This window comes from Streptomyces sp. NPDC058239 (genome assembly GCF_042882185.1).
Classification (GTDB): domain Bacteria; phylum Actinomycetota; class Actinomycetes; order Streptomycetales; family Streptomycetaceae; genus Streptomyces.
On sequence record NZ_JBHVWS010000040.1, the window covers coordinates 29,572 to 54,759 of the forward strand.

The following is a 25,188-nucleotide window of genomic DNA, read 5'->3' on the forward strand; positions in this document are numbered from 1 at the left end:
CCCAAGATCAACGAAGGTGCGCCGGGCGGGTGTGGTCCTACGGCGGTGATTGGCTGATACCTGTCGTGGATTGACGCGGAATGCGCTCGATCCCGACCTTCGATCGAGCGCGATCGGATGCCAGCCCACTGCACAGACCCTCACGGCCTCTTGACGGCGAACCGATGCCAAGAATCACCGACATTCGCTCTCCGCTCTCACCTACGCAGCCACCGGCACGGAAAAGGAGTACGACGCCCGGGAGGACAGGCGCCGCCAGGAGCAGGAAGCGGCCTGGGCCGTGGAGGCTCAGCGACGGCGCGAGGAACTGGCCGGGTGGGAAGCCACAGGGGAGTGTCCGTCCGGCCAGAGCGATTGTCGGGCCCGGCACCGTGGGGCCGGACGCGTACCGCCCCGCTGAGGGCGGCCTGTGCCTGGCCTGCGAACACACCCGCTGCGAAGCCGAACGCGAGCACCGGGCCGCCGAGGAGGCCGCCCGCGACAACGGCATCCTCGCCCGACTCCGCGCCCGCGCCGTTGACCGGTAGGTGCCTGACTTCTACGGACGTGAGAGGAGCAGGCCCGGTCGGGGGCCGGCTCTTCGCTGCGTGGGGTGGCTGGGGGATATCGGCTGGCCCAGGTGGTGGCGGCCTGGATGGGGGCGCTGAGAGTCATTCGCGGTGGGTGCGGTTATGGGGTTCTGTTGCTGGTCCGTTAGCCGCCAGTGGCGGGTTGTCACTGACATGAGGTGAGAGGCCGGGGGTTGGCCTTGATCCCCCCGACACCCCGCACACAGCGGCCTGCGCCCACCGCTGCACCAGCAAGGGCCGGCTTCGCTGCGAGACGACCGCGATTCTCGGCGTGTGGAACCTGGCCTGCACGCCGCTTAACCCATAAGGACCCCGCCACGGCGGCACACCGGAACCGGCCCCCATGTGAGCGACCCGGCGACGCGGCTCCCTGAGCGAAGCCACGCACACGGAGGACACCGGCAGGCAGCGGCTTGCCGGTGCCCCTCCGCGCTATGCCGTTGTCGGCTCGCGTACCCGTGCGTCTGGCGAGCTTGCAACCGGCGTCGACGACGGCCGGCGGGGGCTCAGGATTCGCCGCACCAGACGAGGTCCGGTGGCATCCGAATGGTGCCGGGCGGGCGGACCGGGGGACTAGGGCCCGGGAGTGCCGGGGTGTGGGCGAGCTTCCCTTGCCCCCTCAAGCGTCAACTCAGCGTGCCGATACCGCTGTCGGCTTCGGAAGCGTACAGCCCGTGGCCGACAGGTTGAGCTTGTTGCCCGTCGTGAAGCAGGCGGGGATGCCGTAGGTCTCCTGGGCGTATCCGATCCCCTCGCGGATGGTGACGGCCCCCTGCTCGTTTACCTCGCAGGGGTTGTCGAGGGTGCAGCTTTCACCGCTCTCGTTGATGGTGTTGTTGATCGCCGTGACCTGCCCGGTCGTCCTGTCGATGACCGGTGAGCCCGAGGTGCCCCCGATGACCTGGCACTCCGGGGTGTAGCGGACGGCGTCCTTCCATGTCCACTGGCCCTCCTTCAGGCGGTACGCGAATCCGTCGACGGAGCAGGAGTAGACCCGCTTCCAGTAGCCGGAGACCACATCGATCGCGTGCCCCTGCACCGGGTGGGTCGCGGACAGCGTCAGCGGAGCGATTCCCGTGGACTGCTGTATCTGGGCGTAGGTCTTGGTCAGTTGGTAGAGCGTGACGTCCGTGTCGGTCATCGTCGCGTAGACGACTTTGTTCGCCCTCAGTGTTCCGGCGGTGCCGGCCGAGGAGTTGAGCAGCGTGAAGCTGCGGGTGGAGGACTGGTCGGTGATGACCTGACCCGCGCTCGGAAAGCCGGTTTCGAGGCAGTGGCCGTTCGTCATGACCAGCCCCGGGTCCGTCGCCTGAGAGTTCGGCATGCGGACAAGGGAGCCTGAGCAGTTGCTGAGCGCCACGGTGCCGGCGAAGGAGGCGGCTGTCACCGAGGCGGGCGTGCTGTCAGGGTGCACGGCGGCCGTTGCGGCAGTGGGGGTCGCCCCGCTCGCGCGGTCGTGTGCTGCGGCTGCCGTGCCTGTGGTGCCTACCAAGGCGGCGGCACCGAGGGCCACGGCGGTGAGGGTGGCGAGGAGAGGCTTGCGCATAGTGATGGTCGATCCTCTCGGTTCTGCCCGGGAGCCCGGTGGCCCCCGGGCGGCGAAGGGTGACCGCATTGTCGGCGTACAGCCAAGTTCCCCGCTACCCCGCCACCCCGTCCTGGCTCTTTCCGCTCCCTTGACGGCCGCCGCACCGGGACTGTCTTCCTTGGCCATGGGCACACAAAGGCCGACCGTCCCGGCGCCTTGAGCTCGTCACACGGTCGTGTCGAGGTGTGCTGGTGAGGGGTGACCGGTGTGATGATTCCCCGGTTGTGGGGTGTGGGGAACCGGCCGTGGATCGTGGACGACGAGTTGTGGGAGTTGATCGAGCCTCTGCTGCGGCCCTGGCCCGAGAGGGCCAGGGCCCGGAGCCGGTGCTTGTTTCTGAGGACGTTTTCGGGCTCCAGTCGACGGACGTTTTCTGGCTCCGTGGTTGGGCTGGAGGGGGCGTGAGGCGGTGTGATTCACGCTCCTGTAGCAAGGTGATTTGGCCCCACTTCGATCGAGTGGTTCCGCTGGCCCTGGGGGTGGGGTCTCGCGGTAGTTTGGGAGCCTCGGTCAGCCTGCCGTCAGCGTGCCCCCGACAGGTGCGTGGAGGCTGCCGATCCGGCTCGGCTGAGACCGTGGACCGCCCAGTGTCCGCGGTGGCTGGACGAGAACGGGCGTTGGTTCGGCCGGCACTGGGACCTGGCTGCCGGACCCGGAACGGCCGCGGTTGTCGACGAGGGTTAGCTGCGGTGTCGAAGCTAACCCTCAGCTTGGCGGGGCATGCGCAGGGACGCGTCCAGGATGGTCATGAGCTGTGCAGCACGGCTCTTGCCAGTCGGCGCCAGCGGGTATCTGTTCAGAACATCGATCAGGACGGGTGTGGCGCGTTGTCGAGCTTCCTCGATCAGCCGGAGCCCGACGGCGAAATCATCTTCCGCGTTCAATTCTCCAACGCGCGCGGCGCTTGCGGCGGCTCTCAGGATGTGACCGACTTGGGTGGCTTTCGCGATCGGATGCAGGTAGGCCGCAGAGGCGGCATCTCCGGCGGCGCGTGCAGCGAGCCGTGCGGCCTCCGTGGTCGCCTCCTTTGCCGCCCGGTGGGCGTCCAAGGAGGTGATGCGCTGAAGTTTGGTCCTCTTGGCGCCGTTCACGAACTCCCGTGCGGCGTTGATGGCTGCACGAGGCCGAGGATCGCCGGGGTTGGAGTCCTCGAACACAGGAAGAACTTCCTCAGCGCTCTCCAGAGCGTAGTGTGCGACGACGCGCAATTCGTCCATGGTCAGTTCAAAGTCCTCAGATCCGATCGTCACGGACCCGATTCTCCCATCGAGCGATCACCTGCGGTCTCAGACGGAGACTCTGGGACACAGCCTTGCCGAGGGTCGAGGCAGGAGTCAGCTGCGGCGCCGCCTGCGCTGGGTCTGGGTGAAACGGTAGGACTCGGTGCCGGTCTCGACGATGTGTGCGTTGAACGTGACGCGGTCGACGATCGCGGTGCAGAGCCGGGGGTCGGTGAAGGTCTGCTTCCACTCGGAAAACGGTGCGTTCGACGCGATCGCGATAGCGCGCCGCTCCTCGCGCCCGGTGAAGATCTGGAACAGGAGCTTCGCCCCGGCCTTGTCCAGGTCGAGATAGCCGAAGTCGTCCAGGCAGAGCAGATCGACGCGTCCGTAGCGGGCGATGGTCCGCGAGAGCTTCTTCTCGTCGGCGGCCTCGGCCAGCTCGTTGACCAGGTTGACCGTGGTCGTGTAGCGGACTTTCAGCCCGGCCTCGGCCATGGCGGTGCCGATCCCGATCAGCAGGTGCGACTTGCCGGTGCCGGAGTCACCGATCAGGCAGAGCGGCTGCCCCGCCCTGACCCAGGCCGGGTCCGACAGGGTGCCGACGAGTTCGGGAGTGACGTTCGGGTTCTCCTCGAAGACGAAGTCCTCCAGCCGATTGGGCCGGGGGAAGTTCGCTTCCCGGACCAGCCGCAGCTTGCGCCTCTCCTCGCGCTCGGCGCACTCGGCCCCCAGCAGGTCGGCCAGGAAGTCCTTGTAGCTGGAGCGCTGGCGCATCGCCTCGCCGGCCATGTCCTGGACCCGGCTGCGGATCGTGGGCAGGTGGAGCGTGCGGCAAGCCTCGTCGATCGCGGTGTCGACCGCCTCCTCGGGCCCGGTGTCGCGCCGGGGCGAGGGAATCTGGGTGACGGTCTCGGTCGTGGTCATGCGGTGCCCTTCGGTTGGCGTTTCAGCAGCTGGTCGTAGTGCGAGACCGTCGGCAACGGCCTTTTGTCCTCGGGCAGCTGGGCCCTGCGGGCGGTCAGGGAGACCGCCCCGCTGGGCTCCGCCCAGGCGGCGGCTCACTCTCCTCGCCGCTGTCCTCGGACGGTTCGGGGACCAGCGCGGCCGCCTTGCGGGCGACGGCGACGACGTCCGCGGTGGTGGCGCCCGCCCGGATCGCAGCGGCCATTGCCCTGCTGGACGGCGGCCGCGGGCATGCGCCGGTGCAACAGCAGAACCTCGATCAGTGCCCGTGTCCCGGCCGCGTCGCCGTGCGCCGATCGGGCCGCCGCCCAGAACGCCTCGTGCACTTCGGTGAACGAGCCGGTCTCCCGCGCGGTGACCAGAGCGGTCGAACCGGCCATAGCCCCCGGTTTGGCCAGCAGGATCTCCAGGTAGTGATCCAGCTCGTCGCGGAACTCTCCGCGCCTGGTCAGCCGGGGACGACGGGCGGCGATCTCCCGCTTCTCGAACACCAGCAGCTCGTTGCCCCGCAGCAAGGCCCGCACGTTCTGGCCGATGAACCGGGCCGGGACCGAGTAATGGCACTGGCGGACGGTGATCCGGCTGCTGCGGTCGACCTTCGGCGTCAGCGTGATGCCGCACTCGAACTCCTCGAACGGCAGCGGCAGCAGGAGATCGGTCTCGGAGACGAAGTTGAACCCGACGCTGGTCAGCCGCCCGGACAGCATCCGTTCGTCCTCCTCCGCGTCGATCTCCCGCAGCCGGTCGTTCAGGGCCTCCAGCGAGACGACGTCGGGAACAGGGACCAGATGCGTGCGCCGGAACCGGCCGCCCTCCTGCTCGACCCGGCCCTTCTCATGGGCGCCCTCCTGACCCGGAATGCAGTCGAACGCGTCGAACCCGTAGTGCGACCGGAACGAGGTCCACCGCTCCGACTCCACCCGGCTGCGGCTGGTGCAGACCCGGTTGACCGCGGGCTTCAGGTTGTCGTAACGGATATGCCGGGACGGGACACCGCCCAGGACCTTGAACGCCGCGACATGGCCCTCCATGAAAGACTCCTGGGCCTGCGAGGCATAGACCCTTCTCTGCACTAACTGAACCCTGCTTCCTCAGGGATCCCAGACGCCGGTGCGCTCGGCGGTGCTGACATTCTGCTGCGATGACTGCTGCGCGGGATGAGTGGTTGGCCACCTTGCCCAAGGACAAGCAGGACGTGGCGGGTGAGCTGCGAGATCGATTCGAAGAACTGGGCGCTGAGGATCCGGAAGGCTGGACGCGCTCGGAGATCAGCGAGAACATCCCGCAGCTCGCGCGCTTCCTCATACTGCGAGCCATCCGCCGGCAGGCGGTCGATTCGTGGGCCCGTGCAGGTGCATTGACTACGATTCCTGCTGCTCAACGGCTGCTAGCCGCTGGCGCTGACCCGGGTGACCTGCTTGGTCTGGTTCAGAGCATCGTTCACGATACGGCCTTTGCCGTACTCGAATGCCTCGACGAGGGCCGGGATGCCGAAGCCTCAGAGGAACACCCGGGCTGGAGCCTGGTGGAGGTAAGGGGTGCCTACGCTGGACTGAGTCACAGGATCGAAGGACTTCACGAAGATCTCCAGCCATAGATCCGATCGGGCAGGATGGCGGGATGCCTGTTGATGAACCATGGGAGCAACTGCGATCTCGACTGCGGATCGGCGAATGCTTGACCGGGACCATCGTACGTGTTCCCAAGCCCGGTGCCATCGGCATTTTCGTTGATTTGGGGCTATCTGTAGGCGGTTTCGTCGATTTTGTCCTTATGTCGCGGCGCGACCCTGCCCGATGGCCGGCTGAGGGGACTGTGACTGACTTCGAGATCTGGTGGATGGACGAGCGCCCACAGATTCGGCTCAAGCCGGTTGACCCTGCCTATCTGGTGGAGGATTTCGACTGCTGGGTCGCCCAGCAGAACAGCGGCGCAGCCAAGCAATGGCTGCAAAGGGCTGGCGGGAGGCGCCGGGACGTGTAATCACCCGAGCGCATTCTCTCCGCCTTCACCTGGTCAGTTTGTTCTCGTAGTCGTTCGACCTGCTGTTTCTTGGTGGCGATGTGCCGCAGACTCTCCTGCAGTCCGGCGACTTCGCCGAGCCACTGCATCCGCTGGGCTTCCCCCAGACGCTTACGGGTGTTGGTCTCGATCTCCAGCAGCCGGGGTTCCTGGGCCAGGTCCAGGCGGAGCATGGGACATCTGACGCAAGCGTTTTCATGCTGGCAAGGGGTTCCGTACGGGCGGTCGCAGGTACCGAGGGCGACCTTGCGGAGACTGAAGTGGTCACGGAATTCCTGCCACTCGGTGTCACTCGGCGCGCGCTACTCCTCGCTGGGCCGGTGGGTCCGGCGCTGGTCGACGAACTGCCGTCCCCAACCTCGTGGGGCAATACACCTGGGGCCAGACGCGACGCGGGCGGCCTCAACGCTGTTCCTCGTCGAGCGGGCCGCGCTCCAACGCTTCGGGGACGCACTCGGGCGGGATCGTGTCCGCCGCTATGTAATCGGCGTACTCGCGTTCCCCGTTCTCGATGCGGTCCAGGATCCGGGTGCATTCCCGTTCCTGCTGGGTGGGCTTGCTGTCGGCTTCCGTGGCCTGAGTGGTCCAGATGCCGCCGGTGATGGCCGCCGCGACCGCCGCGGCTGCGGCGGCGCAGGCCGCTACCTGTCTTGCGTTCATGCGCCGACCATGCCGGTGATGACGCACTTTCACAACAGGCCCCAGCGGGGGTCCTTGTGCATGCACCACGTGCGGGGGCCATTGTCGGGAAGCAGGACCTCGGCTGTGACCTTGAAGCCGAGGCGCTCGTAGAACTTCACGTTCCGCTCGCTGGAGGTCTCCAGGAAAGCCGGGTACCCAGCGCGGGCAGCCGCCTCAATGCCGGGAACTAGCACCGCGCTGCCAAGGCCCCGCCCCTGGGCTTCAGGGGTGACTCCCACCGTGTTGAGGAACCACGCCGGCTCTTGCGGCCGGTACGGAGCGATGGCCTGCTCCGCGGACTCGTAGGCAGCTGCCCGGTCACCGGTGAGGTGGCCAAGCAGCGGGCCGACCTCGGCAAAAGCGGGCGAGGGGTCCCGGTCAGGGGTGGCCCAGACCGCGACAGCGCGGCCCCTGTCGGCAACCCACACGCGGCCGTACACCATCCCGACGCGAGTCAAGCAGAGCTCCTGGAAGCGTCGGATCCGGTCCACGTGGTCGTCTGCGGCGACCACGTGCCGGGTGTAGGGGTAGTCAGCGAAGGCCCGGGCGAGAGTCTCGACAGCGGTAGGGATGTCGGCGTCGGTGATGGGGCGTGCGGCAGGGGCGTCTGGGTGGTGCGGCATGCAGATTGAACGATCTTGCCGGAAGGCGAGTTCCCAGGAGCATCAGGTTGAGCCATCTGTCACTTCACGGCCCGGTAGCCCTGGCTCGGACATCAGGGGCAAGTGGCCCGACGGTGGGTTTGGAGGTTCACCGACGGCGGCGGGCGCCGGGGTCGCGCTCGACGACGTGCCGGGCGACCGCATCGACGCCGAGACGGGCGTACCGCTCCACGGAGCGGACGGAGGCGTTGCGGGAGCGGGCCAGCAGCATCGGGGTGCAGGTGCCGCCTTCGGCATCATGGGTGAGCGCGGAGTGCCGCAGTCGGTGCAGGGCCCAGCTGGCCAGGTCCTGGGACGAGGCCGAGGAAGCTGACCCCGCCACACCAACCGGCGGCTTCCGTTACAGCGCACTCGTGGGCGATACCGGCGAAGACCCGCAGGAGCCGTACGAGACGAACCTCGCTCACGCAGGGCCCGGCGAATACCGACTGCGCTGCACGCTCGGGGCCGGGACATCAACCCCGATGGCGTGCAGGACGAGGGCGAGCCGATCGCAGAGCACTACCTGCTCCAGGTCTGGCCGAAGCGCACCACGTAAAGCTGGAGAAGTACGCCCGGTTCTCACCGGACCCTCGTGAGTGTTGGATGCGAGCCACCGGCCCTCCATGGAGAGAAGAGGGCCAGTCACCGTGCCGTGTTCGACCGCCGGACGGCCGGGTGCCTGCCCGGTTCCATGCTCTCCCTGTGCTCAGTTGCGAATGAGCAGGACGAGGCCGGCGGTCACTGCGCCGAGCGCTACGGCTGTCACGCCGTACCCAAGGCGGTGAGCCCGCAGCCACGGCAGGAAGCGGTCCACGGCGATCCGGCCAGGTCCGGTGAGCGCCAGCGCGGCCGCGCCAGCGGCCAACAGGACCTCGTACTCGACGCCCTCGGGAGCGAAGAAACCACCACCCCACTTGACGGCCACTGCGTTGATCAATGTGCCGAAGACAGCTGCGCCTGCAAGCGGAGTGAGTAGGCCGAGGGCGAGACCGAGCCCGCCGAGTATCTCGCTGAGCCCGGCAATCAGAGCCATCGTGTCGCCGGAGGGGTAGCCGCTCATCTCGAAGAACTGGCCGGTGCCCTCGATGCCGCCGCCGTGAAACCAGCCGAAGAGCTTCTGTGCACCGTGTGCGGCGACAGTCAGGCCCAGCGCGAGTCGCAACAGGAGCAGGCCTCCGTCATAGGCGCGGAGCGAAGGGGTGCCGGGCTGGGGGGTGCTGGACGGCAAGCCGGTGGTGCGGAGGGTGGCAGGCATGGGGCGCGGGCCTCTCAGTCGCGAACGATGACATGCTTGAAACTTCAAGCTCATGAGAACGGTAACAGGCTGCATGAAAGTTCAACAAACGTGCGTTGGTGGCCCTCGGTGTGTGCGGGGCTCGTCGGCGCAAGCGGTCGAGACCGCGCTCATGCCGGGAGGAAGTGCCGCCGGGGCGGGCAGTACTTCCGGCCACTTTGCCCGCCACGGACCGACGCCCATCACGCCGGTGCCGCTTCCGGCTTCGGACGCAGCGAGGCGAGCAGGGAGCGCCAGCCTGTCTGGACCGTACGCAGTTGTTCCCAGTCGATCTCGGGGTGCGCGGTGGGCAGAGCTTCGATCGATGCCATGGAGTAGAGCGCGACGTCGACCGCCCCGGCCCGGACGACTGCTACGGCGTCGCCCGGGCGCTTCTACACCTCATCGAGACCGGTCCGAACTGCCCCTGCCCGAATGAGAGAAGAGGTGGGGGCGGGTGTGGGTGGTGTGGTGGCGTCGCGGATCGCGGATCGGGGATCGGGGGTCGGGGTTGGGGGTTTGGGTTGCGCGTCGGCGGGGCCTCCGCGCTCGGGTGCTGGCGCGCCCGGTTCGCGTACGGCCGTGCCTCCCTGCCGGGTCCGTGCTGCGTCACAACGAAGGGGTGGGGCTTCCCGGTTGTCCAGGCTTACTGGATCTCTTGTGCGCTGATATCGATCGCTGGGGCCTGGCCACTGCTTTTCCGTAGGTGTCTTCCTGGATTTGGTGAATTCTTTGTGCGGTGGATTATGTGGTCAGTGAGCCTTTTTCAAATTCACTAACGCCGGTCTCCGATGGCCTGAAGGATACGGGGTCGCGGCGACGATGGGTGTGGCGCAGGCGGGTAGCAGTGCGGCTCGGCCACAGTTAAGGTAACCGCGTGGAAAAGGACGAACGGCTGCTTCACAGCTCGTCGTTCGGCGCAGCGGCGGCCGCATACGCCGAACACCGCCCAAACTACGCGCAGGCCGCGGTGCGCTGGGCGCTTGAGCCCGCGCCGGGCCCGCGAGTGCTCGACCTCGGCGCCGGAACCGGCAAGCTGACCGCCACACTGGTCGCGCTGGGCGCCGACGTCATCGCGGTCGAGCCCGACCCGGCGATGCTGACCGAGCTGCGCCGCGCACTGCCAACTGTCCGTGCCCTGCCGGGTAGCGCAGAGGCGATACCGCTACCGGATGCGTCCGTCGATGCGGTGCTGGCCGGCAACGCCATGCACTGGTTCGACATGGCCGTCGCGGGACCCGAGGTCGCCAGAGTCCTCGCACCCGGCGGCGTCCTGGCCGGCCTGTGGAACGTCATGGACGACCAGGTCGACTGGGTTGCCGGGCTCGCGCGGGTCAGCGGGAGCGCGGCCATCGGCCCGCGCGACACGCCCACCAGTTGGCGCGCCGAGACGGCCGAGATGCACCTTCCAAAGACCGGCGGGGCCGCCCGGTTCGGCTTGCCGAAGCAGGCCGATTTCCCGCACGGGCAGCGCCGCAACGCCGACTCCCTCGTCGCGACCATCGCGACGCGCGCGGGGGTGCTGGTCATGCCGGAACAGGAACGTGAGGCCACGCTCGGCCGGATCCGCACATTCCTTGCGAGCAGACCGGAGACCGCCGACGGCGAGTTCGACCTCCCGATGCTGACCGCCGTACTGCGCGTGCGGCGGCTGAAGGACTGGTGACGTGCTCAGCCGGTGGCTCGTGGAGTGTCCAGGGGTCGGGCGAAGTCGGTGAGCGTGCGGAAGTCATCCTCGCGTAGACCGATTCGCGGGTTGACATGGTGCAGAAGCGCGGGCCCGCGATGGTGGGCGGTCACATATGCCTGGTCCAGATCGCTCTGTTCGTCGTCCACCCAGGCGAAGGGACGACCGTTGGCGTAGTCCAGCAGGGGACCGGTCTTCCAGTGGACCCCGTCGGGACGGTCTTGGAACAAGGCATCGCCGAAGTCGACGAAGGGGAGTTCAGGAAAGCCGAGCACCGGAACGATCCACCGGTTGGCGTCGTTCATCCTTCTCTGAACTAAGAGGTTGACTCACGTGGCAAGTTTCGCGAGCTTCTTGTAGCAGGTCAGGGCGGCGGCCATGGCCAGGCCTCGGCTCTGCCAGTCGTTGCGGACCACGTACGTGATCTTGAGATCACGAGCAGCCCATAGCAGGCTCATGCCGCATGATCGATGAATTCGCGAAAGGCAACCTGCACGGGAGGCTGCGGCGGGACCGCAAGGCGCTGCTCTGGAAACTCGACGGCTTGTCCGAATACGACGCCCGCCGACCTTTGACAGCGACCGGGACCAACCTCCTCGGCCTGGTCAAACACGTGGCCACCGTCGAGGCCAGGTACTTCGGCGAGGTCTTCGACCGCCCTTCCCCGGAACCGCTGCCCCGGTGGCAGGACTAGAACGGCAGCGATCTCTGGGCGACCGAGGACGAGACCCGCGATCAGATCATCGGGTTCTACCGGCGCACGTGGGAACACTCGGACGCGACGATCAACGAGCTTCCCCTCGACGCCCCCGGCCACGTGCCGTGGTGGCCGGAGCCTTATCCCAACACGAACCTGTTCGCCATCATGGTCCATGTCCTCGGCGAGTCCAACCGGCATGCCGGGCACGCCGATATCCTGCGCGAGGGCCTCGACGGCCGGACCGGGGTGCGCCCCGAACACGAGAAGCAGATCGACGAGGAAGCCCGTGCAGCCTACTGCGCGAAGATCGAGCAGGCCGCCAGGTCGGCCGCACCAGTCAAGGCTTAGAGGCAATACCGGTGATTTAGGTGTTTTTCTGGTGCTTGCTGGTTGGTTTGGTGGGTGGGACCAGTGTGATTGCTGCTGCGGGTGGTCGGGGTGGGTTGCGGTGGTGGGTGTGTTTGAGGCGCCAGTTGGCCATCTTGCGTTTGATGACACGGGGGTTGGAGCGTTGCCTGCGGGGTGGCAGGAGTCGTTCCAGCAGCTCACGGATGGTGTTAGTCAGGGCTCGGCTGAGTCGTGAGGGGGGAAAGTGCCGCCTGGTCGGTGACGTGGCGGCGGGCGATGCGAAGGGTGCGGGTGAAGGACAGCCTGTCGGGGTCGAGGTCGGCTTGGTGAGCGGTGTGGTGCATGACGTCCCGAAGTGCGTGGTGGACAAGAAGGAAGCCGTAGATTTCCTGCTCGACGCCATCGGGGTACTGCGAGCGGAGCACTCCGGCGTGACCACGATGCTGGACTGGTACCACGTCGCGCAGAGCCGCGAGCACGAGGACGCCGCCGTCGCCGCGCTGCGAGACGCGCAGGGGCGGTCGATCTTCTGCCTCGGCGCCGGATGGGGCACCCCCGACCCCGTCGACGCCGAGATCCGCCGCGTCCGCTCCGACCTGGCCGGGGACGGCCTGGTCACCATGGCGCTGGGGCTGCGCGGCCCCGTGGACACCAGCATGGACACCGTCGCCCGGGAGCTGAAGCTGGCGGCCGAACTCGGCCTGCGCACCAGCCTGCATGTCGACGCCGGCGGCACGCAGCGCCCGGTCGCCGATTTGCGCGAGCACGGTCTGCTGCGGGACACCACCACGTTCGTGCACGCCAACGGGATCAGCGACGGAGAGCTGCGGATGCTCGCCGACGCGGGCAGCTCGGTGTCGATCAGCCCGGACGTCGAGCTGAAGATGGGGTTCGGATCGCCGATGACCGGCCGGGCGTTGGCCGCCGGCCTGCGCCCGACGCTGTCCATCGACGACGTCCCGTCGGTCGGCGGCGACATGTTCTCCACGATGCGTACCGCCTTCGCCGTGCAGCGCGGCCTGGACGGCGGCCTGCGCTCCCGGGACCTGCTGGAGTTCGCCACCGTCTATGCCGCCCAGTCGTGCGGGCTCGACGCCCGAACCGGCAGCATCACGCCCGGCAAGGACGCCGACGTCATCCTTCTGCGTGCCGACGACCTGACCGTGTTCCCGGTCACCGACCCGGTCGCCACCATCGTCAGCGCCGGCCATCCCGGCCTGGTGGACACCGTCCTCGTCGCCGGCCGCGTCGTCAAACGCGACGGCATGCTGGTGGGCGTGGACTTGGCGGCGCTGAGGACCCGACTGGTCGAATCACGCAACCGGATCGCGGCGGCCGCCGGCATTCCGCTCGACGGCACATGGCGCCCACGGCCGGAATCGGAGTAGGAGCACTTGGCTGGGCACGTCAGAAAGGTGGCTGGAGAGGTTCGACGCCCGCGTCGGATGGGTCGTCGGGCAGGACGCAGCGGCAGCCCGGCTGCTTCAAGCGGCCTTCGACACCCGCCTGCCACGGCACGGCCAACTCCTCCGCCAGGCGAGCCAGATGAAGCCGGGAGATCCGGGAGATCCCCCGCGAACCGCCGATGCGCGAGAACCGCCCGATTCGCCGTGATCACCACGAGCGGATCAGGCCATCCCACAGCGAGAACGCCGCAACAGCCCCACCACTATCACGCACCAACTCGTAAGGTCGCGAGGAAGGCTCAGGGAGGGGCCCCGACGCGGTTCACCCATCGCCGGGAGGCAACCCGGTGAATCGTGCCGTCGTCCTCAACGACGGGTCGTCTCAAGGAGGTCATGCGGTGGGTCCGCACGCCGACATCGTAAAACCACTGCCGGAACTGCTCGGGCACCACGCCCGGCGCCTCGGGGACAAGGTCTGTTTCCAGGACCGGCTCAGGCGTGTGACCTACCGGGAGATGGAAAGCAGGACCGCACGGCTGGCCGGTCACCTGGCAGGACTCGGCCTGGCGCGCGGTGACCGGGTGGCCGTACTGCTCGGCAACCGTGTCGAGGCGGTCGAGAGCCTGCTCGCCGTCACCCGGGCGAGCGGCGTGGGCGTACCTCTGGACCCGGGGAACTCGGAGGAGGAGCTGACCCGCCTGCTGGACGACAGCGGGGCACGGGTGCTCATCACCGATGGCGCCTGCCTGACGCGCCGGCGAACGCTGCCGTTGCGACCCGGGCTGACCGTGGTGGTGGCCGAAGGCGGCGCCGAGGACGGGAACTCGCCCTGGTGCGCGGACTCAGAGGAGCCGGTGGACGGGGCCGGCGCAACCGGGGGCCGGTCCGCCGCGGTCGCGGGTGGCGTTCTGCGGTACGAGGAGTTGGCCGGTACGGAGCCGCGGACGCCGGCCCGGGACGATCTCGCACTGGACGAAGTGGCCTGGCTGCTCTACACCTCGGGATCCTCCGGCGTGCCCAAGGGCGTCCTGTCCACCCAGCGCAACCGCCTCGTGCCGGTCGCGACGGGCCTCGTCGGCGTCCTGGGCCTGTCCGAACAAGACCGCGTGCTGTGGCCGTTGCCCCTCCATCACGCGATGAGCCAGGTGGTGTGCTTCCTCGGGGTGACCGCGGTGGGGGCGAGCGCGGTGCTGCTGCCCCGGTTCTCGGTGGCGGGGGTGCTCGGCGAACTGCGCCGCGGGGATGCCTCGTTCACCTTGCTCGGCGGGGTCCCGACCACGTATTCGGCGTTGCTCGACGCGGTCCGGGGCGAGGAGAGCGGCAAGGACGGCGGCGGTCTCGGCGCTCCCGCGCTGCGGGGTTGCGTCAGCGGTGGCGCCGCGGCGGGGCCCGGGTTCCGCGAGTCCTTCGAGGCGATCTGCCGTGTCCCGTATCTGGAGCACTACGGCAGCACGGAGGCGGGCCCGGTCACCATGCCGGCGCCGGGCGAGGCGACGACGTCCGGGGCGTGCGGCCGGGTGCTGCCCGACACCCGGGTCCGGGTCGGCGGGGGTCCCGACGGCCGGGACACGGGCGAGGGTGAGCTGTGGGTCAACGGGCCCGGGGTCATGGCCGGTTACCACGGCAGGCCTGAAGCCACCGCGGAGGTACTGCGGGATGGCTGGTTCCGCACGGGTGACCTGGCCAGGATCGACGCCTTCGGTGGACTTGCGGTCACCGGCCGGGCGAGTGATCTGATCATTCGAGGCGGGGTGAACATCCATCCTTCGGAAGTGGAGGCGGTGCTGCGGCGGCTGCCGGGGGTCGCGGACGCCGTCGTCGGCGGACGCCCGCACCCTGTCTTCGGCGAGGTGCCGGTCGGCTATCTGGTTCCCGAGCCCGATGGCGGCGTGCTGGACAGGGGGCGCATCCTCGCCGCCTGCCGTGCGGAACTGTCCGGCTTCAAGGTGCCCGTCGAGCTGTTCGAGGTGGAGGACATTCCCCGTACCGCCTCCGGGAAGACCCTGCGGCGGGACCTCGCCGGCCGGCCGGCGAGGGCGCTGGGCGCGGAGGCCACCGGGAAGCCGTCGGAGGACCTGCTGACCCTGGTGCGCAGCGAGGTGGCGGCCGTGCTCGGCTGTACAGCTCAGGCGGTGGAGCCGAGCACGGCACTGCGGGACCTGGGTATGGACTCCCTGACGGCGACGGTGCTGCGGGAGCGGTTGTCGGCGGTGACAGGCCTGCCGCTCTCCGAGGCCGTCGCCTTCGACTTTCCCACGGTCGCCGCGCTCGCCGCCCACCTCGGGGCCCGGAGCGCCGCCGCGCCTACCGGCGCCGGGCCCGTGAACCGGAGTGCGGCCCGGCCGGACGACGACCCCGTGGTGATTGTGGGGATGGCATGCCGCTATCCCGGAGACGTGACCTCTCCCGAGGGACTGTGGCGGCTGGTGGCCGACGGGAGGGACGCCATCGGTCCTTTCCCCACCGACCGGGGCTGGGACACCCGGGCGCTGTACGACCCGGATCCCGGACGGCCCGGACGGACGTACGTGCGCGAAGGCGGTTTCCTCTCCGGTGCGGACCGCTTCGACCCCGGCTTCTTCGGCATCTCTCCCCGCGAGGCGCTGGCCATGGACCCGCAGCACCGGCTGCTGCTCGAAGTGGCGTGGGAGGCCTTCGAGCACGCCGGTCTCGTCCCCGGCACCCTGCGCGGCTCGGCGACCGGGGTGTATGTCGGGCTGATGTACAGCGACTACGCCCGCCACCTGACAAGGACGCCCGAGCATGTCGAGGGGTACCTCGGCCTCGGCAACGCCGGAAGCGTCGCCTCGGGTCGTATCGCCTACACCTTCGGTCTCGAAGGCCCGGCCATCACCGTGGACACGGCGTGTTCCTCGTCCCTGGTGGCCCTGCACCTGGCGGCCCAGGCGCTGCGCCGGGGTGAGTGCGGCTTCGCGTTGGCCGGCGGCGCCACGGTGATGTCGGGGCCCTCATCGTTCGTGGAGTTCAGTCGCCAGCGGGCGCTGGCTCCGGACGGCCGCTGCAAGGCGTTCGGCGCGTCCGCCGACGGTACGGGGTGGGCCGAGGGCGCTGGAATGCTGCTGCTGAGCCGGCTGTCTGAGGCGCGCTGTGCCGGACTTCCGGTACTGGCCGTGGTGCGCGGTTCGGCGGTGAACCAGGACGGGGCGAGCAACGGACTGACCGCACCGCACGGACCGGCGCAGCAGCGAGTGATCCGGCAGGCACTCGCGGACGCGGGGCTGAATCCCGGGGACATCGACGCGGTGGAGGCGCACGGCACCGGCACCCGGCTGGGGGACGTCATCGAGGCGGAGGCCTTCTTCGCGACATACGGGCGCCAGGCGCGGCAGCATCCCCTCCGGTTGGGCTCGGTGAAGTCCAACATCGGTCACACCCAGGCCGCCGCCGGGGTGGCCGGCGTGATCAAAATGGTGCAGGCGATGCGTCACGGCGTGCTGCCGCGTACGCTGCACGCCGACGAGCCGACCCCCCGTGTCGACTGGTCGACGGGGCGGATCGCGCTGCTGACCCGGACGGTGGAGTGGCCTGCGACGGACCGTCAGCGACGGGCGGGGGTTTCCTCGTTCGGCATCAGCGGCACCAACGCCCATGTGGTGCTCGAAGAGGCCCCGGACGACGGGGAGGCCGCATCGCCGTGTGCCCTGGCGGACGGCGGGACCGCAAGCGGCCGCGTCGGGCCCGGGGCGGTGCTGGAAGGTGCGGCACGTCCAGGACCGGCCGCGGTGGCCTTTCCGGTGTCGGCCAGGAGCGTGCCGGGGCTGCGGGCCCAGGCACGACGGCTGTACGACCATGTGGTCGCCGCCCCTGATACGGCCCCGGTGGACATCGGCTGCTCGCTCGCCACCACGCGTGCGGCCTTCGAGCACCGGGCCGTGGTGGTGGCCCGGGACCGTGCCGAGCTGCTCGGCTCCCTGCGGGCCGTGGCGGACGGTGGCGACCGGCCCGGAGTGCACACGGGCACGTCCCGCCACCACGGCCCGCTGGCCCTGCTGTTCACCGGCCAGGGCAGCCAGCGCGTCGGCATGGGCCGTGAACTGTACGAGTCGCGGGATCTGCATCCGGCCTTCGCCAGTTCGTTGGACGATTGCTGTGCCCTGTTCGACACGCTGCTGCCGGTGCCCCTGCGAGACGTCATGTTCGCCGGGCCCGGTACGGAGACGGGCGCGCTGCTGCATACGACCCGGTTCGCGCAGCCGGCGCTCTTCGCCCTGGAGACGGCCTTGTTCCGGCAGTTCGAGGCCTGGGGAGTACGCCCCGGCCTGGTGGCCGGGCACTCGGTGGGCGAGGTGACGGCGGCACATGTCGCCGGAGTGTTGTCCCTCGCGGATGCGTGCACACTGGTGGCGGCCCGGGGCCGGCTGATGGACGCGCTGCCTCCGGGCGGCGCGATGGTCGCTGTGGCCACCGGGGCGGACGAGGTGGCCTCCCACCTCGCCGAGACCGGTGGTGCGGTGGAGATCGCCGCGGTCAACGGGCCCGCCTCGGTGGTCGTCTCGGGCGACGAGGCAGCGGTGCGGGACGCCGCCGCGTACTTCCGGACGCGGGGCCGTTCGGTGACGCCGCTGCGGGTCGGCCATGCCTTCCACTCCGCTCGGATGGAGCCCGTGCTGGCCGACTTCGCGGACGTGGCCCGGCGTCTGTCCTTCGCCGCGCCGCGGCTGCCTCTGATCACCGCCGTGCCAGGCCGGGCGGCCACCGACGAGGAGCTGTGCACACCGGAGTTCTGGGTGGACCATGTCCGCCGTCCGGTCCGCTTCGCCGATTCGGTGGCGCATCTGAGTGAGCGAGACGCGGCCCACTACGTCGAACTGGGGCCGGACGGGGTGCTCACCGGCCTGGTGCGAGATTGCCTCGCCTCGGCCGGACCGGCCCCGGCGGACCCGCACACGGGCGAAGCGGGCGGCGGCAAGCGGGGCCCGGCACCGCTGGTCCTGCCGACACTGCGCGGGACGCGGCCGGAAGCGGACACCCTGCTCGACACGCTTGCCGCGCTGCACGCCCACGGCGTGCCCGTCGACTGGCGGGCCGTCTTCGCCGGGCGCGGCGGGCGGCGCGTCGCACTGCCCATGTACGCCTTCCAGCGCCGCCGGTACTGGCTGGAGCCCGCCCCGGCGCATCCGCCCGTGTCTCCGGCGGCCGAGCCCACGCATCCGTTCCTGCGGTCGGACACCCGCACGGCCGACGACGACGGGTTGCTGCTGAGCGGGGTGCTCTCGGTGCGCGACCAGCCGTGGCTTGCCGACCATGTGGTGGCAGGGGAGATCTTGCTGCCGGCGACAGCCTTCGTCGAAATGGCCCTCCACGCTGGTGAGTTGGCGGGCGCGGCCGTCCTGGACGAGCTCGTTCTGACCGCGCCGCTGCCCTTGCCCTCGGACGGTGCCGTCGCCTTGCAGGTGAAGGTGGCGGGGGCGGACGACGCGGGACGGCGGACCGTGCTCTTCCACTCCCGGCCGCACAATCCGGCGGGTGACCAGCCCTGGCTCCGGAACGCCGTCGGCACTCTTTCGCGGGCGCAGCCGCCCGCGGACCGGAAAGCGGCCGCCGCCGAGACCGGCGGCGCGCCCCGGCCGCACGTGTCCTGGCCGCCGGAGGCGGCGATGCGGGTGCATGCCGACGGGCCGGGGACCGGAGCGTACGAGCGGCTGGCCGCCGGCGGGCTGCGTTACGGCCCCGCCTTCCAGGGCATGCGCGCCGCCTGGAGGCACGGGGAGGAGCTGTACGCCGATGTCGCGCTGCCCGAAGCGGCCGGGGCCCCGCGCCCGGAGGCGGACGGCCCGGGGTTCGTCCTGCATCCCGCGCTGCTCGACGCGGCGCTGCACGCCCTGGCCCTGGACAGCCTTGTCACGAACGGTTCCGGCACAGCCGGTCCGGCGGCCGACGGGTTGTCCCTGCCGTTCGCCTTCAGCGGAGTGCGCGTGCACACCACCCGCGTACAGCGCTTGCGGGTACGGATGACCGCCGGGCCCGACGGGCAGGCCGGAGTGGAGCTGACCGACGAGACGGGCTCACCGGTGGCGACGGTCCGTTCGCTGACGCTCCGGCCCCTTCCGCGTACCGGCTCGGCGACGGCGGACGCGGTCACCGGTGCTCTCCACCGGACGGACTGGGTGCCGCTGACCGAGCCGCCCGCACCCGTGGCGATGCCCCGCTGGGGGGTTCTGGGCACGGCGGGCACACGGCTGGTGGACGCCATCGCGCCCCCGGGTTCCGGCGTCCCGGTGTATCCCGGCCCGGCGGCGTGCGACGCGTCGTCGGCCGTCGTCTTGGCACCGTGCCCGCCGCTTGACACGACCGGCGGTGCACAGGACCAGGCTGCCGGGTTGCTGCAGGCAGCGGACTGGGCGCTGAGGCTCGTTCAGGAGTGGCTCGCCGAACCGCATCTGTCCCGCTCCCGTCTCGTCCTCGTGACGTCCGACGCCCTCACTTCGGCCGACGACGGTTTCCCTGCGGATGGCTCCGATCGCGGGCATGACGGCCGCTCCGGCGAAACAGCGTCCGTACCGTTGCACACACCGGTGTGGGGACTGGTCCGCTCGGCCCTGCGGGAGAACCCGGGCCGCTTCGCCCTGATCGACGTGGACGAACACCCCGACTCCTGGAGTGCCCTGCTCGCCTTGCTGGCCGCCTCGGTACCGGAGGCAGCCGTACGCCGGGGGGCGGCATACGTGCCGAAGCTGGTGCCACTGGCCAAGGGGGCACCGAAGCCGCGGAAGCGGCGGCCGCTCGACCTGGAGGGCACCGTCCTGGTCACCGGCGGCACCGGTTCCCTGGGCATGCTGGTGGCACGGCACCTGGTCACCGCCCACGGCGTCCGGCATCTGCTGCTCGCCGGACGACGCGGGCCGGACGCTCCAGGGGCCCGGGAACTCGTCGCGGAGCTGCATGAGGCGGGCGCCCGGGTAACCGTTCACGCCTGTGACGTCGCGGACCGGACCGCGCTCGCCGCCCTGCTCGACGCGGTACCGGCGGCCCACCCGCTGACCGGCGTGGTGCACACCGCGGGAGTGCTGGACGACGGCGTTGTCGCGGCGCTCACCACCGACCGTCTGAGGCGGGTGCTGCACCCCAAGGCGGATGCCGCTCTCGCTCTGCACGAACTGACCCGGGGACACGACCTGGCTGTGTTCGCGCTGTTCTCCTCGGTGGCGGGCACCTTCGGCTCCGCCGGCCAGGCCAACTACGCCGCGGCCAACTGCGTGCTCGATGCCTTGGCACGACACCGGAGGCGGCTCGGACTGCCCGGTACGTCGATCGTCTGGGGCCCCTGGCAGCAGAACGACGGCATGATGGCGCACCTCGGCGACGCGGATCGGCAGCGGATGGCCCGCTCCGGGTTCGGCCCGCTCGGGCCGGAAGAGGGTCTGGCCCTCTTCGACGCCGCCGTGGCCGGTGACGAACCTGTGGTGGTGGCGGCCCGCCTCGCCCCGTCCGCTCTCCGCGGCGGCGACCCGGCGGCGAACCGGCTCCGAACGCCTGCTGCCGACGGGGGCGACGGGGGCGGGGACCGAATCGGCCGGGCGCTGGCGGCTGCTTCCATCGGCGAGCGGGGCGGGGTGCTGCTCACCAAGGTCCGGACCCTGGCAGCCCGCGTCCTGGGCCACCGGGAGGAGGCGAGCGAGATCGACGAGGACACCCTGCTGGCGGACCTGGGACTGGACTCCCTGGCCGCAGTCGATCTGCGCAATGAGCTCGCGGCATGGACGGGACTGGCACTGCCGTCCACGCTGCTGTTCGACTTCCCGACGCCGCGCGCGCTCGCCGCCGAGCTGACGCGGCGGTATGCCGCCGAGGCACCTCCTGTGGGCGCCGCGTCCGACGGCCCGGGAGGGCCCGAGGCCGCCGACTCTCCGGGCCGACCGGCGGACGACGGCGCGGGGGGCGGTCCGGAGACGGGCGCTCCGCCGGACGCCCGGGTGCAGGCCGCCGACGCACCGGACGCCGGGGGAGCTCCGGATTCCCTGGGCGCGCTCTTTCGTACCGCATGCGCCCGGGGACAGAGCTGGGACGGCATGGTGCTCCTGACCGTCGCCGCGCGCCTGCGCCCGGTCTTCGACGGGGCGGGGGCGCCCGGTGCGACGCACGCACCCGTCGTGCTCGCGGCGGGCGGCACGGGGGCCCGGCTGGTGTGTTCCCCCGCGCTCAGCGCGCTGTCCGGACCGCAGGAGTACGCGCGCCTCGGTGCCGGGCTGCGGGGGCTGCGGCCGGTTTCCGCAGTGCGGTACCCGGGGTTCGAGCCCCGAGAGGCTCTGCCCGCCACACTGGACGCCCTCGTCACCGCCCAGGCCGCCGCCGTCCGCGCAGCCGCGGCCGAAGGCCCCCCGGTACTGCTGGGGCGGTCGGCCGGTGGCTGGGTGGCCCATGCCGTGGCCGAGCGTCTGGAGTCCGAGGGTGCCGCCCCGGCGGCCGTCGTCCTGGTGGACACCTATCCTCCCGGTCACGGTGACCGGGGTCAGGCGCTCTCCGCCATGACGTCGGACATGCTGCGCCGGGCGGCGGAATTCGCCTCTGCCGAGCCCGACCGGCTCACCGCCATGGCCGGATACTTCGAGCTCTTCAGTGACTGGAAGCCCGCGCCGCTTGCCTGTCCCACCCTGTACGTACGAGCCCAGGACCTGCTGCCCGGCGCCGAACCCGCCCCGGACTGGAGCCTGCCGCACGCCGAGGTCACCGTGCCCGGGGACCACTTCACCATGCTGGAGGAACACGCCCGTACCACCGCACTCGCCGTCCACAAGTGGCTGGGAAGCCGGGTCTGAGGACATTCCGGGACAGCGAGGTGACACATGCGCAGGGGCGGCGCGGTGCGGTGAGAGAAGCGTTGCGTGGCATCGCTCCGCCGGGCGACGCATGAGGGCGGCCGGGGCAGTCCGGAACTGTCCGGCCTGGTCAGGAGCAGTCCTGAGGGCGGGACGCGCCGGGGCCGGGGCAGACGCAAGAGCCCGGCCCGGCACCAAGGTCGTCTGCCGGCCCGTCCCGGCCGGCTCCCGGTCCCGCCGGGAAGACGCACCTCCTGCGCTGCGGAGACACGCTGTACGGCCTCGCCGGGCACCACGGCACCACGGTCAAGGCGCTGCAGCGTCTCGCACAAGGACCAGTCACGGGAGAACGGAGTCACAGACAGTCGTTGGTGACATCCCAGCAGGTCTCTTCCGGGAAGGGGTCCTCACTCTGTGACGGAGGGGGTGTGTAGATCGGCGGTGGTGGCTCGTAGACGGTCGGCTCCCGATGGGATGGCCGCGGCGCGGGACCGTTGGAAGGGCGCTTGCTTGTGGACGGGGCCGAGGGCGTGGTGCGGGGGGTGCTGCCCGGCGAGGTGTGGCCTGCCGGGCCCGGTGCCGGCTTGTCCTGGGGGTCCGGCTTCGTGGAGGGGGTGCTGGACGCGGGGGCCGGGGGAGTGCTGGATGTTGTCGACGGGGTTGGTGTTTGTGTCGCGGGTGCGTGTGGCTTGCCGGTGTCATCGTCGGGAAACAGGGATATCCCTGTGATGGCGGCTGTGACGAGAAGGACGACGGCACTTGCCCCGAGCACAAGCTTTGGCCGCCGATGAAGGGGTACCACCCGCGCGGGAGTGGTTTCCTCCTCTGCTGACTTCGAGGCCTTCGGTTGCGGGAGAGTCAGGTCGCCGCCGTCCGTTGAAGGATCCGGCGCCCCTGCGGCAGCGGCGTGCGTGGTTGTCGGTACGGACACGGCGGATGCACGGTCTGTCCCGGAACAGGAACGCTCTTCCGGGACCCTGCCGGGACCTGCCCCGGCAGGTTGACAGCCGTCCTCGCCCTCCACGGCGCCGGAACCGAGGCTTTCTTCCACGTTGTGCGCTGGCTCAGCACCTGCCGCCGTCGGCCTGGCGGGTACGAGGGCGGAGGGATTCTCGGACTCGACAGCCAGACGCCGGCGGGCCTTCACCCATGCACCGACCACGTCCGCGTCACCGCCGCAGGCCCGGACGAAGGAAGCCAGGAGTTCCTCTCTGGGGAGCTCCGTCCGGTTCAGGGCGCCGGCGAGCGTAGTGCGTGGCAGCACGTCTCCTGAGGCGTTGGCCCGGCGTTCCAGCTGCCGGTAGCTCAGATCCGCCCACAGACGTAACTGCCGCATTGCTGCCACGAACTGCGCGGGATCCGTCACTTCCGGCGGCTGGGGTAAACCGTCGTCTGCCTCCGCACCCCGGAGGTTATGTCTGAGCTCCGTCACCTTCGGCAGCTTAGGGCAACCCGAGGGCACGGCGCCCGGCGGCAGCAGGCTTTTGCCGCCGACCCCGCGATGCCGTTCGAGATGCGAGTACTGGGCTCGCTCCGGACCACGTGACCTCTCGACTACCTCACCGAACGCCAACCGGCAGTCGACTGCGGAACTCTCAAGATGTTCGCTTCCTACGTGGGCGGCCTGTTCTGGGCTGATCCGGAACGACATAATCCTGGCCTCGACACCCTCCCACTGCCGCAGGACGTCAGCGACGCCTGGAAGGCACGGCTCGCCGCGAAGCCCGTCCGCCGGCGTCGTCCCGACGGCACCACCCACATAGTGGTTGAGCCTCGCAAGAGTGCGACGCAAAGAATCGCCTACATTCCTGGGCATCCCCGCATTCGATCAGATCTCAGGCCGAACCAGTTGAGCCGCGAGGCCCTGGACCGGCCCAGCTCTTGGTTCGGAGAATGCTGCAACTACGAACGGCCAAAAGCCCAGCCGGCGGACAGTCCCCGCCAGCCGGGCCAATCCCATGGCGTGGCTCCCACAGACGTCCTGTTAACCCCTTTTGCGGCACCGGCCACTTCCACAAGGGGGACGAACAGCAGGTTGCGTCTTACAGAGCCGTCTGTTTCAGGGTGCGGCCGAGGAGGGGGAGCAGGCGGTCCCAATGGCGTTGTAGTGCGGCGGGGTTGAAGGCGTCGGTGTCGGACATGGTGAAGCCGTGGACGGTGCCGGGGTAGATCTCGGAGGTGTAGCCGACACCTGCGGCATCCAGGACCTGGTTGAGCTCGCCGAGAGCCTCGGGCGTCAGGTCGGTTTCGGCGTGTCCGAGGTGGACCTCGGCGGTGAGGCGGTGCAGGCTGTCGGGCCCGTCGGCGCCCACGGGGCCGTGGAATCCGGCGACGGCGGCCACCTGGCCGGGGTGGGCCGCGGCGGTGCGCATCGCCAGGAGGCCGCCTATGCAGTAGCCGGTCACTGCGACCGGTCCGGCGCCGACCTCGGGCTGGGTGGTGAGGAACCTGAGGTAGGCGTCGGCGTCGCTCAGGGCACGTTCGACGGTGTGCGCCTCGATCAAGGGCATCAGCTGGGCGACAACCGCGGACCGAACCTCTTCTCCGATGTGCTCGGGAAGTTCGATCAGCGGTGCCGGGCCGTGCCGGTAGAAGAAGTTGGGGACGAGTACGTAGTACCCGTGCCCGGCCAGTTCGCAGGCCATCTCCCGCAGCACGGGCCGGATGCCGAAGGCGTCCGCGTACATCAGCACCCCTGGGTGCCGCTCGCCGTGGTCGGGGAAGGCGGCGAAAGCATCGGCGTGACCGTCCGCGGTGGGAATCTGCAACGTCTTCGAGGGCATGAATTCTCCTGTCGTGGTTGATGTGTCGAGCCTGTGATCAACACGACAGGAGGTGGAGCCCGCGCAGCAGCGCAAGATCCTCGATCGAACAGCGGGCCCGCACCGGCCCGTACGGCGCTCAGAAGAGCACCGGGTCACCAATCCGTGTGTGGCGCAACGCCGTCCCGGTAGTCATGGCCGCACAGCTTAGCCCACCGGCCAACAAGCCGACGGTACTTCGAAGCACTCCCTAGTTCGGAGAATGGCGACCACTGGCCGAGTGCGCCCCGGACGACGCCACCGCCGACTACCTGCGCCAGCACTTCGAGCCCACCGCCCGCGCGATCGACGGCCTGGAGAAGGCACTGGCCGGCCTCAGCCTCCTCGACGACGCCCTCGCCCTGGACCTGTTGCCACGCAGAAGGCCGAAATCACAGCACTCCGGCGCCAAGTCACTCAGCTTGCGCTCGCGAACCCCGTTCTCAATCGCCAGGGCCACAATCGGAACGAGAGCTCGGAGGAAGCACCGGTCAATGTCGTACCCC

The 25,188-nt window shown here is 69.9% G+C and carries 17 protein-coding genes and 2 pseudogenes; 7 read left to right on the forward strand and 12 right to left on the reverse strand.

Annotated elements, in window-relative coordinates; genetic code table 11:
• Nucleotides 1-371: 371 nt before the first annotated feature.
• The gene (locus ACFVYE_RS32725; protein ID WP_389607979.1) at nucleotides 372-527 is read left to right on the forward strand and encodes a hypothetical protein; all 156 of its coding nucleotides are present in this window, start codon (nucleotides 372-374) and stop codon (nucleotides 525-527) included.
• 673 nt (nucleotides 528-1,200) lie between these two features.
• On the opposite strand, the gene ACFVYE_RS32730 is transcribed toward ACFVYE_RS32725, so the two are convergent.
• The 4 genes from ACFVYE_RS32730 to ACFVYE_RS32745 all read right to left on the reverse strand — a co-directional run bounded on the left by ACFVYE_RS32730 (nucleotide 1,201) and on the right by ACFVYE_RS32745 (nucleotide 5,374).
• Nucleotides 1,201-2,115, reverse strand: coding sequence for a serine protease (locus tag ACFVYE_RS32730; RefSeq protein WP_389607980.1), 915 nt, complete (start codon nucleotides 2,113-2,115; stop codon nucleotides 1,201-1,203).
• Nucleotides 2,116-2,855: 740 nt separating this feature from the next.
• The gene (locus ACFVYE_RS32735; protein ID WP_389607981.1) at nucleotides 2,856-3,407 is read right to left on the reverse strand and encodes a putative immunity protein; all 552 of its coding nucleotides are present in this window, start codon (nucleotides 3,405-3,407) and stop codon (nucleotides 2,856-2,858) included.
• Nucleotides 3,408-3,491: 84 nt separating this feature from the next.
• Complete coding sequence (gene istB / locus ACFVYE_RS32740) at nucleotides 3,492-4,304, reverse strand: IS21-like element helper ATPase IstB (RefSeq protein ID WP_389607982.1); 813 nt, start codon at nucleotides 4,302-4,304, stop codon at nucleotides 3,492-3,494.
• Nucleotides 4,305-4,438: 134 nt separating this feature from the next.
• Complete coding sequence (locus ACFVYE_RS32745; RefSeq protein ID WP_389607983.1) at nucleotides 4,439-5,374, reverse strand: hypothetical protein; 936 nt, start codon at nucleotides 5,372-5,374, stop codon at nucleotides 4,439-4,441.
• Between the two features lie 110 nt (nucleotides 5,375-5,484).
• Here ACFVYE_RS32745 and ACFVYE_RS32750 point away from each other — a divergent pair, with 110 nt between their 5' ends.
• Entirely contained in the window at nucleotides 5,485-5,940 is a 456-nt protein-coding gene (locus ACFVYE_RS32750) for a hypothetical protein (RefSeq protein WP_389607984.1), read from the forward strand.
• A 23-nt stretch (nucleotides 5,941-5,963) separates the two neighbouring features.
• Nucleotides 5,964-6,326, forward strand: a complete 363-nt coding sequence (locus tag ACFVYE_RS32755; protein ID WP_389607985.1) for a hypothetical protein — start codon at nucleotides 5,964-5,966, stop codon at nucleotides 6,324-6,326.
• 441 nt (nucleotides 6,327-6,767) lie between these two features.
• On the opposite strand, the gene ACFVYE_RS32760 is transcribed toward ACFVYE_RS32755, so the two are convergent.
• The 5 genes from ACFVYE_RS32760 to ACFVYE_RS32780 all read right to left on the reverse strand — a co-directional run bounded on the left by ACFVYE_RS32760 (nucleotide 6,768) and on the right by ACFVYE_RS32780 (nucleotide 9,295).
• Nucleotides 6,768-7,025 (reverse strand): hypothetical protein, encoded by a 258-nt coding sequence (locus tag ACFVYE_RS32760; RefSeq protein WP_389607986.1) that lies wholly within the window; start codon nucleotides 7,023-7,025, stop codon nucleotides 6,768-6,770.
• Between the two features lie 29 nt (nucleotides 7,026-7,054).
• Nucleotides 7,055-7,669, reverse strand: coding sequence for a GNAT family N-acetyltransferase (locus tag ACFVYE_RS32765; RefSeq protein ID WP_383972026.1), 615 nt, complete (start codon nucleotides 7,667-7,669; stop codon nucleotides 7,055-7,057).
• Nucleotides 7,670-7,796: 127 nt separating this feature from the next.
• Nucleotides 7,797-8,030 (reverse strand): hypothetical protein, encoded by a 234-nt coding sequence (locus ACFVYE_RS32770; RefSeq protein ID WP_383972029.1) that lies wholly within the window; start codon nucleotides 8,028-8,030, stop codon nucleotides 7,797-7,799.
• 366 nt (nucleotides 8,031-8,396) lie between these two features.
• A complete protein-coding gene (locus ACFVYE_RS32775) occupies nucleotides 8,397-8,945 on the reverse strand; it encodes a DoxX family protein (protein ID WP_389607987.1) in 549 nt (182 codons plus the stop codon).
• Between the two features lie 221 nt (nucleotides 8,946-9,166).
• Nucleotides 9,167-9,295 (reverse strand): hypothetical protein, encoded by a 129-nt coding sequence (locus tag ACFVYE_RS32780; protein WP_389607988.1) that lies wholly within the window; start codon nucleotides 9,293-9,295, stop codon nucleotides 9,167-9,169.
• A gap of 545 nt (nucleotides 9,296-9,840) precedes the next feature.
• Between ACFVYE_RS32780 and ACFVYE_RS32785 the strand changes: the two genes are divergently transcribed.
• Entirely contained in the window at nucleotides 9,841-10,629 is a 789-nt protein-coding gene (locus tag ACFVYE_RS32785; protein ID WP_383972037.1) for a class I SAM-dependent methyltransferase, read from the forward strand.
• A 5-nt stretch (nucleotides 10,630-10,634) separates the two neighbouring features.
• Here ACFVYE_RS32785 and ACFVYE_RS32790 read toward each other — a convergent pair.
• Nucleotides 10,635-10,955 (reverse strand): annotated as a pseudogene (locus tag ACFVYE_RS32790) (hypothetical protein); the annotation flags it as partial.
• Between the two features lie 24 nt (nucleotides 10,956-10,979).
• Entirely contained in the window at nucleotides 10,980-11,108 is a 129-nt protein-coding gene (locus tag ACFVYE_RS32795; RefSeq protein ID WP_389607989.1) for a hypothetical protein, read from the reverse strand.
• Between the two features lie 5 nt (nucleotides 11,109-11,113).
• Here ACFVYE_RS32795 and ACFVYE_RS32800 point away from each other — a divergent pair.
• The 3 genes and pseudogenes from ACFVYE_RS32800 (at nucleotide 11,114) to ACFVYE_RS32810 (ending at nucleotide 21,881) form a co-directional block, all read left to right on the forward strand.
• Nucleotides 11,114-11,698, forward strand: a pseudogene (locus ACFVYE_RS32800) (DinB family protein).
• 326 nt (nucleotides 11,699-12,024) lie between these two features.
• A complete protein-coding gene (locus tag ACFVYE_RS32805; protein WP_389607990.1) occupies nucleotides 12,025-13,086 on the forward strand; it encodes an amidohydrolase family protein in 1,062 nt (353 codons plus the stop codon).
• A gap of 416 nt (nucleotides 13,087-13,502) precedes the next feature.
• Complete coding sequence (locus tag ACFVYE_RS32810) at nucleotides 13,503-21,881, forward strand: type I polyketide synthase (protein ID WP_389607991.1); 8,379 nt, start codon at nucleotides 13,503-13,505, stop codon at nucleotides 21,879-21,881.
• Between the two features lie 2,042 nt (nucleotides 21,882-23,923).
• On the opposite strand, the gene ACFVYE_RS32815 is transcribed toward ACFVYE_RS32810, so the two are convergent.
• The gene (locus tag ACFVYE_RS32815; protein WP_389607992.1) at nucleotides 23,924-24,664 is read right to left on the reverse strand and encodes a dienelactone hydrolase family protein; all 741 of its coding nucleotides are present in this window, start codon (nucleotides 24,662-24,664) and stop codon (nucleotides 23,924-23,926) included.
• Nucleotides 24,665-25,188 lie beyond the last annotated feature (524 nt).